This is a genomic window from Nocardia camponoti, assembly GCF_014646135.1.
GTDB classification, from domain to species: domain Bacteria; phylum Actinomycetota; class Actinomycetes; order Mycobacteriales; family Mycobacteriaceae; genus Nocardia; species Nocardia camponoti.
On the sequence record NZ_BMMW01000002.1, the window covers coordinates 226,660 to 239,119 of the forward strand.

A 12,460-nucleotide genomic window follows, 5' to 3' on the forward strand; every position below is an offset into this window, starting at 1 on the left:
GGCACATGCCAGTGATTACGGAAGCGGATGTGCGGGCGGCGCTCGCGAAGGTCGACGACCCGGAGATCCGCAAACCGATCACCGAGTTGGGCATGGTCAAAAGCATTGCCATCGCCGACAACGGTGATGTGCACGTAGAGATCTACCTCACCACGTCGGGTTGCCCGCTGCGCACCGAGATCATTCAGCGCGTCACGGGTGCCGTCGCCGACGTGCCCGGCGCGGGCGCGGTCACCGTCGACCTCGATGTGATGAGCGATGAGCAGCGCACCGAGCTTCGTAAGTCGTTGCGCGGCGATTCGGCTGAGCCGGTCATTCCGTTCGCTCAGCCCGGGTCGCTCACGCGGGTCTACGCCGTCGCATCGGGGAAGGGTGGCGTAGGCAAGTCGAGCGTCACGGCCAACCTCGCCGTGGCGCTCGCCCAGCGTGGACTTTCCGTTGGCGTACTCGACGCCGATATCTACGGTCACTCGATCCCGCGCATGCTCGGCACCGACGCTCGCCCGACACAGGTCGAGCGCATGATCATGCCGCCCGTCGCCCACGACGTGAAGATGATTTCGATCGCGCAGTTCACCCAGGGCAACACCCCGGTGGTGTGGCGCGGCCCGATGCTGCATCGCGCGCTGCAACAGTTCCTCGCCGACGTCTTCTGGGGCGACCTGGACGTGCTGCTGCTCGACCTGCCGCCCGGCACCGGCGACGTCGCGATTTCCATCGCCCAGCTCATCCCCAGCGCCGAGATTCTGGTTGTCACCACGCCGCAGGTCGCCGCTGCCGAGGTCGCTGAGCGCGCGGGCGCGATCGCGTTGCAGACCCGTCAGCGTGTTGCTGGCGTCATCGAGAACATGTCCTGGCTCGACCTGCCCGACGGTTCACGCATGGAGCTGTACGGCTCCGGCGGCGGTCAGGTTGTCGCCGACCGCCTCACCCGCACCGTCGGCGCCGACGTTCCGCTGCTCGGTCAGATCCCGATCGAACAGGCGTTGCGCGAAGGTGGCGACGAGGGCACCCCGATCGTGCTCAGCGATCCGGAGAACCCGGCCGCTGTCGCGCTGCGTGGGGTCGCTGACAAGCTCGCGATCCGGCGACGTGGCCTTGCTGGCATGTCGCTCGGCATCGACACCACCCGACACCTGTAGGGCTACCTAAGGTGGACCTATGCTGACGCTGCTTTTATATGTGCTGATCGTCGGGCTCGTCGCGGCAATGCTGTTTCTTGTTGTCAGCGCGGTGTTCGGGCGGGCCGAAGAGCTTGGTCCGCTGCCCGAGGGCACAACGGCCACCGTGCTGCCCGCCTACGGGGTCACCGGCAGCGACGTGCGTGCTCTGCGGTTCCAACAGGTGTTGCGCGGTTATAAGGCGAGCGAGGTCGACTGGGCGTTGGCGCGACTCGCCGAACGGATCGACGAATTAGAAGCCGAATTGGCCGTCGCGCGTAGTCATTCCGCGACTGCGGTCGAGCACCGATGACCGAGCCGTTCGTCGATGACGGCCTGCCGCGCTGCGGGTGGGCAACCGCGTCGGCGCTCTATGCCAACTACCACGACACCGAGTGGGGCAAGCCGCTGCACGGCGACGACGCGTTGTTCGAACGCGTGTGCCTTGAGGCGTTTCAGTCGGGGCTCGCGTGGATCACCATCCTGCGCAAGCGGCCCGCGTTCCGTGCCGCGTTCGCCGACTTCCGCATCGACGCGGTCGCCCAGTTCGACGATGCCGACCGGCAACGCCTGCTCAACGACGCTGGCATCGTCCGCAACCGCGCCAAGATCGACGCGGCGATCAACAACGCGAAGGTTGCTCGCGACCTGCCCATGCCGCTCGACGAGCTGCTGTGGTCCTTCGCACCCGAGCCCGGTAAGCGACCGGCTACCCTCGCCGATGTGCCCGCCACCACACCCGAATCTATTGCGCTAGCAAAGGATTTGAAGCGTCGGGGGTTCAGTTTCGTTGGTCCGACAACCGCCTATGCGCTCATGCAAGCCACCGGCATGGTCGACGACCACGTCGAGGTTTGCTGGGTCGGCCAGGCAGGTCAACCGAACCGACTCGACGGTTAGATTTCCTACTCAGGTGTCCAAGCGCGTGAGCAATAGGGAAGAATAGGACCCGTGCGGCCCGCCGAACACCCGGCGGGCCTTGTAGGGAAACTGGAGGGAGCAGAGGATGGCGGCCATGAAGCCCCGTACCGGGGACGGTCCCCTCGAAGCAACCAAGGAAGGTCGTGGAATCGTAATGCGGGTTCCACTCGAGGGTGGCGGGCGTTTGGTCGTCGAACTCACACCGGACGAGGCTGCGGCGCTCGGTGACGAACTGAAGAGCGTCACCAGCTGAGTGCGCTCGGTAGCGTCGCCGCACTGCTGGCCTGTCCAGAGTGCGGCGGCGCCCTGCACCCACCCGACGATCAACGCGCGCTGCGCTGCTCGGCCGGCCATAGTTTCGATATCGCCCGTCAGGGTTATGTCGGCCTACTGACCGGTGCTTCAACCAAGATGACCGGCGATACCGCCGACATGCTCGACGCACGCGCGGCCTTTCAGGGCGCTGGCCACTTTGGTCCGATCGCTGAAGCGGTCGCGCGTGCGTTAGGCAGCTTCTCCCCCGACAGCGCCGTGCTTGAGATCGGCGCTGGCACCGGGTACTACCTTGCTTCGGTCATCGACGCTTCGCCCGACTCAGTCGGCGTCGCGCTCGATGTCGCGAAACCGGCAGCGCGTCGGGCCGCTCGCGTGCATCCGCGCGTTGCGTCGGTCCTCGCCGACGCCTGGCGTGGACTTCCCTTGCGTGACAGCAGCGTCGAAGGCGTGCTGTGCGTTTTCGCGCCACGCAACGCGGCCGAGGTCGCACGGGTCCTCGCACCTGGCGGTCGGTTCGTCGTTGTCACGCCAACCGAACGTCACCTCGGCGAGCTCATCGAGCCGCTCGACATGGTGCGCGTCGACCCGGACAAGGACCGTCGCCTGGCCGAGCAGTTGGCTGGCACGTTCTCCCGCGTCGGCCATGAGGTGGTTGAGTACTCGATGCCGTTGTCGCCGGACGCGGTTGGCCAGGTCGTCGCGATGGGTCCGTCGGCATTTCACCGGTCGACTGATGATCCGCGCATCGCCGCGCTACCCGCGATCACACCGGTGACCGCCTCGGTCGACGTGTCGACTTATGTCGCGAACGGCTAGCGCAACACTCCGCGATAGACATCGACCGTGCGCGCGGCGATCGTCGCCCAGTCGAATCGCGCCACCGCCCTCGCGCGGCCGGCCAGCCCGTATCGCTCGGCAAGGGCAGGGTCGCGCCCGATCCGGTTCACCGCTTCGGCAAGCGCCTGCTCGTATTCGCGCGCCCGCGTCGGGTCGTAATGCACGAGCGTCCCCGTGACGCCGTCGTCGACAACTTCGGGGATCCCGCCAACATCGGACGCGACGACGGCCGTCGCGCACGCCATCGCTTCGAGGTTCACAATGCCAAGCGGCTCATAGACCGACGGACAGACGAAGACTGCTGACGCCGAAAGGATTTGGCGCACGGATTCGGTCGGCAACATGTCTTTGACCCAGTACACGTTGCCACGCACGCGTTCCAATTCCGTTACCGCCAAAGCGATTTCGTCCCCCAGTTCCTTCGTGTCGGCAGCGCCCGCGCACAGCACAAGCTGGATTTCCGGATCGAAATCCTGTGCGGCAGCGACCAAATGGGCGACGCCCTTCTGTCGCGTGATGCGCCCAACGAACGAGACAATCGGCCGCTCGACGTCAACGCCAAGCTCAGCAAGTACCGAATAGGGTCCACCCGGATGCCACACTTTCGCGTCAATCCCGTTGTGCACCACGTGAACTCGCGAAGGATCGACGGTCGGGTAAGCGTCGATGACGTCGCCGCGCATGCCCTCGCTCACCGCGATCACCGCGTCCGCGTTCTCCATCGCGGTACGTTCCGACCACGACGAAAGTCGATAGCCGCCGCCAAGCTGCTCGGCTTTCCACGGGCGACGCGGTTCAAGCGAATGCGCGGTCAGCACATGCGGAATCCCGTACAGCAGCCCGGCGAGGTGTCCAGCAAGCCCGGCGTACCAGGTGTGCGAATGCACAACCTGCGCGTCGCCCACCGCGTCCGCCATGCGCAACTGCGCCGACATCATTTGCAACGCGGCATTGGCGGCGTACAGCTCGGGATCAGGGCGATGGACGGTCGCACCGTTGCGGGGAGCGCCCATGCAGTGCACGTCGACAGCACACAGGTCGCGGAGTCGGTTCGTGAGTTCGGTGACGTGTACGCCCGCACCGCCATACACCTCAGGCGGATACTCCCGGGTCAGCATCGCGACATGGATCCCATCACTCACTGGTCCAAATTAGACCCTCGGGTTCCGTCGGGCCACCGTAAGCGCCCGCGCGCGGTACTTTGACAGGGTGAGGAGCCAGCCGCACGTACTTGGGATCGTGCTCGCCGGTGGCGAGGGTAAACGACTGTTTCCGCTCACAGCCGACCGGGCAAAGCCCGCGGTGCCATTTGGGGGTGCGTATCGGCTCATCGATTTCGTGTTGAGCAACTTAGTCAACGCGGGCTATTTGCGACTGTGTGTGCTCACGCAATACAAGTCGCATTCCCTCGATCGCCACATCTCGCAAACGTGGCGACTCTCGGGTTTCACCGGTGAATACATCACGCCAGTGCCCGCGCAACAGCGGCTCGGACCGCGTTGGTACACCGGTAGCGCCGACGCCGTGATGCAGTCGCTCAACCTGATTTACGACGAAGATCCCGACTACATCGTCGTTTTCGGTGCCGATCACGTGTATCGGATGGACCCCGAGCAGATGGTCGCGAGTCATATCGCGTCCGGCGCTGGTGTCACCGTCGCGGGCATTCGGGTGCCGCGCAGCGAAGCCAGCGCGTTCGGCTGCATCGATTCCGACGAGTCCGGTCGCATCACCCAGTTTTTGGAAAAGCCGATGCACCCGCCCGGCACACCGGATGATCCCAACGTCACGTTCGCGTCGATGGGCAACTACGTCTTCACCACGCGCGTGCTTGTCGATGCGATTCGCGCCGACGCCGCCAATTCCGATTCCGACCACGACATGGGCGGCGACATCATCCCCGCGCTAGTCGCGCGCGGGCAGGCTTCGGTCTACGACTTCGCCGACAACGAGGTGCCCGGCGCGACCGACCGCGACCGCGGTTACTGGCGTGACGTCGGCACGATCGACGCCTTCTACGACGCGCACATGGACCTCGTTTCAGTGCACCCGGTGTTTAACCTCTACAACAAGCACTGGCCGATTCGCGGAGCGGCCGAAAATCTGCCGCCCGCCAAATTCGCGCAAGGTGGGCTCGCGCAGGAGTCGATCGTCGGCGCGGGTTCGATTCTGTCGGCAGCGACCGTGCGTAATTCGGTGCTCAGTTCCAACGTGATGATCGACGACGGCGCGACCGTTGAGGGCAGCGTGCTGATGCCCGGCGTGCGGATTGGGCGTGGCGCTGTGGTTCGGCACGCCATTCTGGATAAGAACGTGGTTGTTGGCGAGGGCGAGATCATCGGTGTCGACCTTGACCGCGACCGGCAGCGCTTCGCGGTCAGCAACGGCGGCGTTGTGACCGTTGGCAAGGGGATTTGGGTCGGCTGACTACTCGCGCGTCGCGCACAGCAGCCCGTCCCCGATGGGGATAAGCACACTGGTGAGCTCGGGGTTTTCCGCGATCGCGCGCGTTGCGTAGCGCACGGCCATCGTTGCCGGGTCGCGGTGTTCGGGGTCGGGCACGCGCCCGCTCAGCAGGGCATTGTTGAGGATGAAGACGCCGCCGGGCCGCAGCAGTCGCACGCCCTGTTCCACGTAATGCAGGTGCTCAAGCGGGCCAGCGTCGACAAAAACCAGGTCGTAGGAGCCGTCGGCTAGTCGCGGGAGCACGTCGAGTGCGCGGCCGTTGATTAGCCGCGTGCGTGACGGGGCGATCTCACCTTGTCGGAATGCTTCCTTCGCCGCGCGTTGATGCTCAGGTTCGGAGTCGATCGTGGTGAGGGTGCCGTCTTCGCGCATGCCGTCGAGCAGCCACAGTCCGCTCACGCCAGCACCGGTGCCCACCTCGACGACAGCGCGCGCGTCGACCATCCGAGCCACCATCGACAGCATCGCGCCGACCGAGGGCGGCACCGGATTGGCACCCAACTCGGTGGCTCGTTCCCGCGCGTCGAAGAGGACGTCGTCCTCGCCGACGGACCCTTCCACATAGGCCAGATTCCGCTCCACGTTCGATGCCACGGTCATGAGGCTATGCCACCCGATGTGTTTGTGTATTCAGCGAAGTGTCCGATTCGGCGATTGCCGCAAGATTGCCAGATGTTTGCAGAAGTGTCACGAGAGCCCCTGTACTGCTAGTTTCGCGGAGCTGGCACCCGATAGGGTGATGGACGACATTTTTTCTTAGGTGCCGCTCAGGATCTCCATATCTGGCCCATATCAGCACAGGAAATAGTTGGCCTCAAGCAAGACCAGCAAGGTCGGCCGACAAGGCGGGACCGAATGCCGGGAACAACCACACAAAGTTGCTGGTTGCTCAACGGTAGGGCCCGGTGAATCCTGGCGGGCCCCGAGTAGGAGGTGTCCCATCGAGATGGACAACGGTTCGATCGAGCGGATCGACGAAGAACTCACCGGTACCGCGATCTTTGACGCCACTGGCGACCGCGCCGACATGCCTTCCTGGGACGAGCTCGTCCGCGAGCACGCCGACCGCGTTTACCGCCTTGCCTACCGTCTCTCCGGCGATGCCCAAGACGCCGACGACCTCACCCAAGACACCTTCATCCGTGTCTTCCGCTCACTCCAGAGCTACCAGGCAGGCACGTTCGAAGGTTGGTTGCACCGCATCACAACCAACCTGTTCCTCGACATGGTCCGTCGCCGCAACCGCATCCGCATGGAAGCGCTGCCCGAAGATTACGACCGCGTCCCCGCCGAAGGCCCAACGCCCGAAGATGCCTACCACGACTCAACGCTCGACCCTGACCTGCAAAAAGCGCTCGATTCACTAGCGCCCGAATTCCGTGCCGCCGTTGTTTTGTGTGACATCGAAGGACTGTCGTACGAGGAGATCGGTGCCACCCTCGGGGTGAAACTTGGCACTGTTCGCAGCCGCATCCATCGCGGGCGACAGGCACTGCGCGACTACCTTGCGCATAATGGAGTTCAACAGCGGTATTCCGCTGACGCGCTCGCCCGGTGATGCTGTCCTCAGCGCCGGAAGGCGCGATGGCAGGTATCGGCCGGAAGGATGAATTTCGTATGAGCGTGGATCCCAACGCGTCGCATGGCCGTCCGCGCTTTCAGCCAACCGAGCATCTCGCCAGCGAAGCAGTCGCCGCCTACGTCGATGGCGAGTTGCGGATGAATGCCTATCTCCGTGCGGCCCAACACATTTCGCTGTGTCCTGAGTGCGCCTACGAGGTCGACGCGCAGCAGACCGCGCGTATCGCACTCCGTCGTGCCGCCCAGGCTGGCGTCGACGTGCCGCGCGGATTGCACGACAGTCTCACCCGCATTCCGCTCGCGGAACTGCCGCAAAACAGCCCCGAGCCACCCCGGCGCAACGAGGCGATTCTTGGCTTTTTGACCGATTCCTTCACCGCGACCCGGTGGACAACGTGGCGGCGCAAGTAGAGTTTCGGGCGTGACAGGCGAATCGACGAATTCCGGCCACTCCGAGCAACGGCCAGACCAGCAGGATTCGGCAGCCGACCGGGGGAATCTGCGACCGTCGGACGCGCCGACGCTCGACCCGCGCCCGGTGTACCGACCCCACATCGACTCCCACACCTCGCACGCTTTCCGGCGTCCGCAGGGCCAAAGTGGGTCGTTCGCGCCGCATGAGTCGCGTGGCGGTGCCGCCGACGATGCCGGTCTCACCTCGCATCGCCCGCCCGATGGCGTGCTCGCCGAAGCATTTGGTCGTCCCGCCGACGCGCCCGACAGCTTGCAGCGCGAACCCGGTTCCGCCGAGCCGGGCCCCGTCGTCGCTGGCCCGGCCGATCCGTGGCGCGACCCGTCCGCCGGTGCTCGTCTCGGTGCTCCCGCTGTCGGCTCGGAAACGGTCACGCGTGCGCCGGACGCTCCCAAGCTCACCGCGCGCGAAGTCCTTTTCGGCTCTCGCGTCGCGCCTAAGGCGCTCGCGCTGCTCGCGGTAATCGCGCTCGGCGTCGGCCTTGTTGGCGGCCTTGTTGGCCGGATTACCGCAGAAACGGCGTCGGTGCTCACCTCGCGCAAGGTCACGCTGAACCAGACCGCTGACACCGAGCAGCCGCACAGCCAGATCGCTGCCGTCGCGAACGCGGTCCTGCCTTCGGTGGTGTCGATTCGCGTCACCGTCGGCGACAACGGCGCGACCGGTTCGGGCGTGGTGATCGACGGTCAGGGCTACATCGTCACCAACAACCATGTGGTTTCGATGGCGGCGACCGACAAGTCGAACAAGGCCGCGATTCAGGTCCAGTTCTCCGACGGCACTCGCGTGCCCGCACAGATCGTTGGGCGCGACCCCAAGACCGACCTGGCTGTGCTCAAGGTCGACGTCAAGAACCTGTCGGTGATCACCCTCGGCAAGTCGAGCGACGTCCAGGTTGGCGACGACGTACTCGCCATCGGCTCGCCGCTCGGCCTGTCCAAGACCGTCACCTCAGGCATCGTTTCGGCGCTGCATCGGCCGGTCAAGCTCGCGGGCGAAGGCAGCGACACCAACGCCGTCATCGACGCCGTCCAGACCGACGCGGCCATCAACCCGGGTAACTCCGGTGGCGCGCTCGTCGACATGAAGGGTCGCCTCGTCGGGATCAACTCCGCGATTCGGTCCGAGACCGGCGGTTCGGTTGGTCTTGGCTTCGCGATTCCGGTCGACGTGATGACCAATGTCGCCCAGACGCTCATCCGCGACGGCCAGATGCACCACGCGCAGATCGGGCTCAGCACGCGAACCAAGACCGTCGCGAACGAGGTCATGAGCGGCGCTGCCGTCGCCGACGTGGCGGCGGGCGGTCCTGCGGCCAAGGCGGGCATCGTTGAAGGCGACGTGATCGTCAAGGTGGGCGACCGTGAAGTCACCGGACCCGACGAACTGGTCGTCGCTGTGCAGCAGCACAAGATCGGGCAGACGGTGAATGTCGCGTTGATCCGCGATGGCCGTCAGGTGGACGTTCCGGTGACATTGGAATCTGACTGAATCCCGACTGAGCTGCGACGATGCCGAGCAGGTAACCTAGATCCGTGTTCAGCAACATCGGCTGGAGCGAGATGATGATCCTGCTCGTCGCCGCCCTCGTTATCCTCGGCCCCGAGCGGCTGCCCGGTGCCGTGCGCTGGACAACGCAGTCGCTTCGTCAGGTCCGCGACTACGCGAGCGGGGCAACCGCTCAGCTCAAGCAGGAAATGGGCCCAGAGTTCGACGACCTGCGCAAACCGCTGGCTCAGCTCAACGAGCTTCGGTCGATGACGCCGCGTGCCGCCGTCACCAAACATCTTCTCGGCGGCGACGATTCGGTGTTGCGCGACCTGGAAAAGTCGGTGCCTGATCCGCAGCAGCTCTTCGGGACCAACAGTGGAATGCCCGGCGGCCCTTCGCTATCGAAGTCGCCGAAGCCGCTTGAGCGCAACGAGCGCCCGCCGATCGACATTGACGCCACGTAAATTCTTTCGGCAAAACGCCTGGTTGTTTATAGCCCTTGCCGCCTAGAACTGTTCAATGTCAAGCGATGTAGACACAGAACAGTATCTAGCTGTCTAGACTTCCCCCATGTCGGCCGATGACGTGGCACGAGTTTTCGCGATCGAGGACAAGGTCGAAAGACTGAAGGCAGCCACCGATGGGGTGGCGGCTGCCCAGCAGACCATCAATGAACTAACGCGCATCCGCCGCGCTGTGATTCGTGAACTCCATGCCGAGGGCTGGACGTTCGCGAAGATCGGTGCGGCAGCGGGCCTTTCGCGTGCGCGCATCCATCAGGTCAGCACCCAGGGGCCCGTTCCCGAGGGGTTGTTCTTTGGACATGGTTCGTTGACCGTTGTCGCACCTGAGGTGCGCGCGGGCAGGCTGCTTGGCGCTCCCGACCCCGCTGCTGCCCAGCGGATGGCGGAGTTGTTGCGCCAGTTGGGTTTTGCCGCTTCCGTCGAGACCTTCCTCCCTGGTCGCCCCATTGATCTCAATCGCGACGGGCTGGTGATTCTGGCGGGGCCCGAGCTGTCGCCGAGTCTGCGTCAGCTCGTCGTCGCTGACCCGCGCTTGCGTCGCACCATCACGCGCGCTGGCGACACGCGGCGTGGGATCGAAGATCGCGCCGCCCGGCGCGTTTACCGCCCAGGAGGCGGTGAACCGCACGACATCGCCTATCTCGCGCGGCTCCCCCGCCCCGACCGGCGCGGCACCATCATGTTGATCGACGGGCTCCATCCGCCCGGGTCGTTGGGTGCGATCCGATTGCTAGCCACCCGGTTGTCGACGCTGCACGAGCGAGCCGCCACCCATTTGTTCTCGGTTCTCATCGCGGTGCGGTACGACCGCACCACTGGAGAACCCGTCGATGCCGACCTACTCACTCCGGTATATCGCCACGAAACCGACCCAAGGTTGGCTACGGCCCGGGTTCGGCCATAGTAAGTTCTAATCCGGGCGTGCTTTGTGATCTGGCTCACGCTATTGTTATGAATCACAAAGCTGGTGCGATGGATAGATTGCTAGCGAGTAACCGAATGTGAGTAGGTGAGCAGCACATGTTCTCATCACCCGAGGCAGGCGCGTGCCGGGTTATGCCGGTCAGCGCGATGGGCTCCCCCAGTCCACAGCCCGTGCCCGACTACCACCCGGAATCGGTCGTCCCCGACAGTATCCTCACCACCCATCGCGTCACCTATAGCGACCGGTTGAAGGTTTTCATCGGCCCGCACGAGGACGTCGATAGCTTTCTGCGCCCGCTGCGCCGCATGGACGGTCGTCAGCGCTACGCGCTCGACCTCACCGTGCTGCCCGAGCCGATGGCGGCGACCGAGGTCACAACCACGATCAGCGCGGCACGCGGCGATTTCGCGCTGCGCTGCGTGGGTTCGGCCGACGCGATGACGATCCAGCTGCGCATGATCGTCGACCACCTGGTCCGTCGCTTCACCCTTGGCCACACGGGTAGCCGACTAGGGCTGCCCACGGTGTACGTGCCGCACGGCGACGACGACACCTACGTTTACCCCGAAGAGGTCTTCACGGCCGAGAGCGCGGCGAAGATCTTCGGCGAGTTCTTCCGCACGGGTGCGCTGCCCGGTCAGTTGCAGCAGCGCGAGATTCTGGACTAACCGCCGCCGCGCGCGCTCCGTTCGACCTAACTAGGCTGGACGAACAGGGCGAGTGGAAGGTGAGGCGATGCGAGCGATTCTGGACGAGCTGATTGCCGCGCTCGCTGACGGGCCCGTCGCGCTGGCTCGCGTTGTTGATCGCACCGGGGCTGGGCCGCGCGAGACGGGGTCGGCGATGGCGTTGACCGCGTCGGGACGCGTGCTTGGTTCGCTTTCTGGCGGGTGCGTTGAAGCCGCCGTCTTAGCTACTGCCGGGCAGGTGCTTGCCGATGGGGTCGCGAGCGCCGAACGGTTCGCCGCCGGTGATGAGTTCGCGGTCGGGTTGCCGTGTGGGGGCGAGATTGAGGTCTTCACCGAACGCCTTGCCGCCGTTGACCTTCCGCTGCTGATGTCATTGCGCGCCTCCCTTGCCGCGCGAGCGCCCATCGCCTTCGCGACAACACTCACCGATGATCCGCAGCGAAAACTGTTCGACCCCAACGTGAATGAGCCGTGGCATGGACTCGATGCTGATGTCAGAGCCCAATTGGCAACGGGCCGCAACGGTTTGGTTGGCGCACAGGACTGCACCCCGGCACTTGCCGACCGCCCACGTACCTTCGTTCAGGTTTTCGCTGCCCCGGCCCGCATGATTCTGGCGGGAAGTAACGACTTCGCCCGCGCGCTAGCGGCAGCGGCCACCGCGATCGGCTACCACGTGACCGTGGTCGATGCCCGCGAAACCTTCACCAGCACAGCCCGTTTCCCGTCAGCGGCGGAGGTGGTTGTCGACTGGCCACACCGCTATTTCGAAGCGGAACAGGCGGCAGGCCGAATCGACGCCCGCACGGTGGTTTGCGTCCTCACCCACGACACGAAATTCGACGTGCCGTTGCTGAAGGCGGCACTCGCGGCCCCCGCCCTGGCTTTCCTCGGGGCCTTAGGTTCTCGCAGAGCAACCGAGGACCGCACTACCCGCCTAATCGAAACAGGTTGTACCGCAACAGATCTGGCTAAAATCCACAGTCCCCTCGGGTTGGACATCGGGGCACACACCCCAGAAGAAACCGCAATCTCGATCTTGGCCCAAATTTTAGCGACCCGCTCAACCCGCCCAGGCACGCCACTGAGCACCGGAACGGGCCCGATCCACGGTTGAG

Annotated in this window: 15 protein-coding genes; 13 read left to right on the forward strand and 2 right to left on the reverse strand. The window is 64.9% G+C overall.

The window, feature by feature from the left end; genetic code table 11:
- Positions 1 to 5: 5 nt before the first annotated feature.
- From IEX78_RS09200 to IEX78_RS09220, 5 genes are all read left to right on the forward strand, one after another.
- Positions 6 to 1,142: an Mrp/NBP35 family ATP-binding protein gene (locus IEX78_RS09200; RefSeq protein ID WP_188828496.1), complete on the forward strand. Its 1,137-nt coding sequence runs from the start codon at positions 6 to 8 to the stop codon at positions 1,140 to 1,142.
- A 19-nt stretch (positions 1,143 to 1,161) separates the two neighbouring features.
- Positions 1,162 to 1,473 carry a DivIVA domain-containing protein gene (locus IEX78_RS09205; protein WP_188828497.1) on the forward strand — a complete coding sequence of 104 codons (312 nt, stop codon included), beginning with the start codon at positions 1,162 to 1,164 and terminating at the stop codon, positions 1,471 to 1,473.
- Entirely contained in the window at positions 1,470 to 2,060 is a 591-nt protein-coding gene (locus IEX78_RS09210; protein ID WP_188828498.1) for a DNA-3-methyladenine glycosylase I, read from the forward strand. Before IEX78_RS09205 ends, IEX78_RS09210 begins: the two co-directional genes overlap by 4 nt.
- Positions 2,061 to 2,166: 106 nt before the next feature.
- Positions 2,167 to 2,334 carry a DUF3117 domain-containing protein gene (locus tag IEX78_RS09215; RefSeq protein ID WP_011211259.1) on the forward strand — a complete coding sequence of 56 codons (168 nt, stop codon included), beginning with the start codon at positions 2,167 to 2,169 and terminating at the stop codon, positions 2,332 to 2,334.
- Positions 2,331 to 3,173 (forward strand): putative RNA methyltransferase, encoded by an 843-nt coding sequence (locus tag IEX78_RS09220; protein WP_188829481.1) that lies wholly within the window; start codon positions 2,331 to 2,333, stop codon positions 3,171 to 3,173. Before IEX78_RS09215 ends, IEX78_RS09220 begins: the two co-directional genes overlap by 4 nt.
- On the opposite strand, the gene glgA is transcribed toward IEX78_RS09220, so the two are convergent.
- The gene (glgA, locus tag IEX78_RS09225; protein WP_188829482.1) at positions 3,170 to 4,324 is read right to left on the reverse strand and encodes a glycogen synthase; all 1,155 of its coding nucleotides are present in this window, start codon (positions 4,322 to 4,324) and stop codon (positions 3,170 to 3,172) included. The two genes, IEX78_RS09220 and glgA, sit on opposite strands and share 4 nt — an antisense overlap.
- Positions 4,325 to 4,403: 79 nt before the next feature.
- Between glgA and glgC the strand changes: the two genes are divergently transcribed.
- On the forward strand, positions 4,404 to 5,621 hold the full coding sequence (gene glgC / locus IEX78_RS09230) for a glucose-1-phosphate adenylyltransferase (protein WP_188828499.1): 1,218 nt from the start codon (positions 4,404 to 4,406) through the stop codon (positions 5,619 to 5,621).
- Here the strand turns inward: glgC and IEX78_RS09235 are convergent, their stop codons facing one another.
- On the reverse strand, positions 5,622 to 6,260 hold the full coding sequence (locus IEX78_RS09235; protein ID WP_188828500.1) for an O-methyltransferase: 639 nt from the start codon (positions 6,258 to 6,260) through the stop codon (positions 5,622 to 5,624).
- A gap of 346 nt (positions 6,261 to 6,606) precedes the next feature.
- Here IEX78_RS09235 and sigE point away from each other — a divergent pair, with 346 nt between their 5' ends.
- The 7 genes from sigE (at position 6,607) to IEX78_RS09270 (ending at position 12,459) form a co-directional block, all read left to right on the forward strand.
- Positions 6,607 to 7,218 carry an RNA polymerase sigma factor SigE gene (sigE, locus tag IEX78_RS09240; RefSeq protein WP_188828501.1) on the forward strand — a complete coding sequence of 204 codons (612 nt, stop codon included), beginning with the start codon at positions 6,607 to 6,609 and terminating at the stop codon, positions 7,216 to 7,218.
- 59 nt (positions 7,219 to 7,277) lie between these two features.
- Entirely contained in the window at positions 7,278 to 7,652 is a 375-nt protein-coding gene (locus IEX78_RS09245; protein WP_188828502.1) for a hypothetical protein, read from the forward strand.
- Between the two features lie 10 nt (positions 7,653 to 7,662).
- A complete protein-coding gene (locus IEX78_RS09250; protein ID WP_188828503.1) occupies positions 7,663 to 9,204 on the forward strand; it encodes a S1C family serine protease in 1,542 nt (513 codons plus the stop codon).
- 44 nt (positions 9,205 to 9,248) lie between these two features.
- The gene (gene tatB, locus IEX78_RS09255; RefSeq protein ID WP_188828504.1) at positions 9,249 to 9,668 is read left to right on the forward strand and encodes a Sec-independent protein translocase protein TatB; all 420 of its coding nucleotides are present in this window, start codon (positions 9,249 to 9,251) and stop codon (positions 9,666 to 9,668) included.
- A 106-nt stretch (positions 9,669 to 9,774) separates the two neighbouring features.
- Positions 9,775 to 10,632, forward strand: a complete 858-nt coding sequence (locus IEX78_RS09260; RefSeq protein ID WP_188828505.1) for a hypothetical protein — start codon at positions 9,775 to 9,777, stop codon at positions 10,630 to 10,632.
- A gap of 116 nt (positions 10,633 to 10,748) precedes the next feature.
- On the forward strand, positions 10,749 to 11,321 hold the full coding sequence (locus IEX78_RS09265) for a hypothetical protein (RefSeq protein WP_188828506.1): 573 nt from the start codon (positions 10,749 to 10,751) through the stop codon (positions 11,319 to 11,321).
- Between the two features lie 67 nt (positions 11,322 to 11,388).
- Positions 11,389 to 12,459 (forward strand): XdhC family protein, encoded by a 1,071-nt coding sequence (locus IEX78_RS09270; protein ID WP_188828507.1) that lies wholly within the window; start codon positions 11,389 to 11,391, stop codon positions 12,457 to 12,459.
- The last annotated feature ends 1 nt before the right edge of the window (position 12,460 follow it).

Excerpts from the sequence above, each read along its gene's own strand:
- IEX78_RS09200 (WP_188828496.1), top strand. The coding sequence starts at position 6 with ATGCCAGTGATTACGGAAGCGGATGTGCGGGCGGCGCTCGCGAAGGTC.
- IEX78_RS09205 (WP_188828497.1), top strand. The coding sequence starts at position 1,162 with ATGCTGACGCTGCTTTTATATGTGCTGATCGTCGGGCTCGTCGCGGCA.
- IEX78_RS09210 (WP_188828498.1), top strand. The coding sequence starts at position 1,470 with ATGACCGAGCCGTTCGTCGATGACGGCCTGCCGCGCTGCGGGTGGGCA.
- IEX78_RS09215 (WP_011211259.1), top strand. The coding sequence starts at position 2,167 with ATGGCGGCCATGAAGCCCCGTACCGGGGACGGTCCCCTCGAAGCAACC.
- IEX78_RS09235 (WP_188828500.1), bottom strand. The coding sequence starts at position 6,260 with ATGACCGTGGCATCGAACGTGGAGCGGAATCTGGCCTATGTGGAAGGG.
- sigE (WP_188828501.1), top strand. The coding sequence starts at position 6,607 with ATGGACAACGGTTCGATCGAGCGGATCGACGAAGAACTCACCGGTACC.
- IEX78_RS09245 (WP_188828502.1), top strand. The coding sequence starts at position 7,278 with ATGAGCGTGGATCCCAACGCGTCGCATGGCCGTCCGCGCTTTCAGCCA.
- IEX78_RS09260 (WP_188828505.1), top strand. The coding sequence starts at position 9,775 with ATGTCGGCCGATGACGTGGCACGAGTTTTCGCGATCGAGGACAAGGTC.
- IEX78_RS09265 (WP_188828506.1), top strand. The coding sequence starts at position 10,749 with ATGTTCTCATCACCCGAGGCAGGCGCGTGCCGGGTTATGCCGGTCAGC.
- IEX78_RS09270 (WP_188828507.1), top strand. The coding sequence starts at position 11,389 with ATGCGAGCGATTCTGGACGAGCTGATTGCCGCGCTCGCTGACGGGCCC.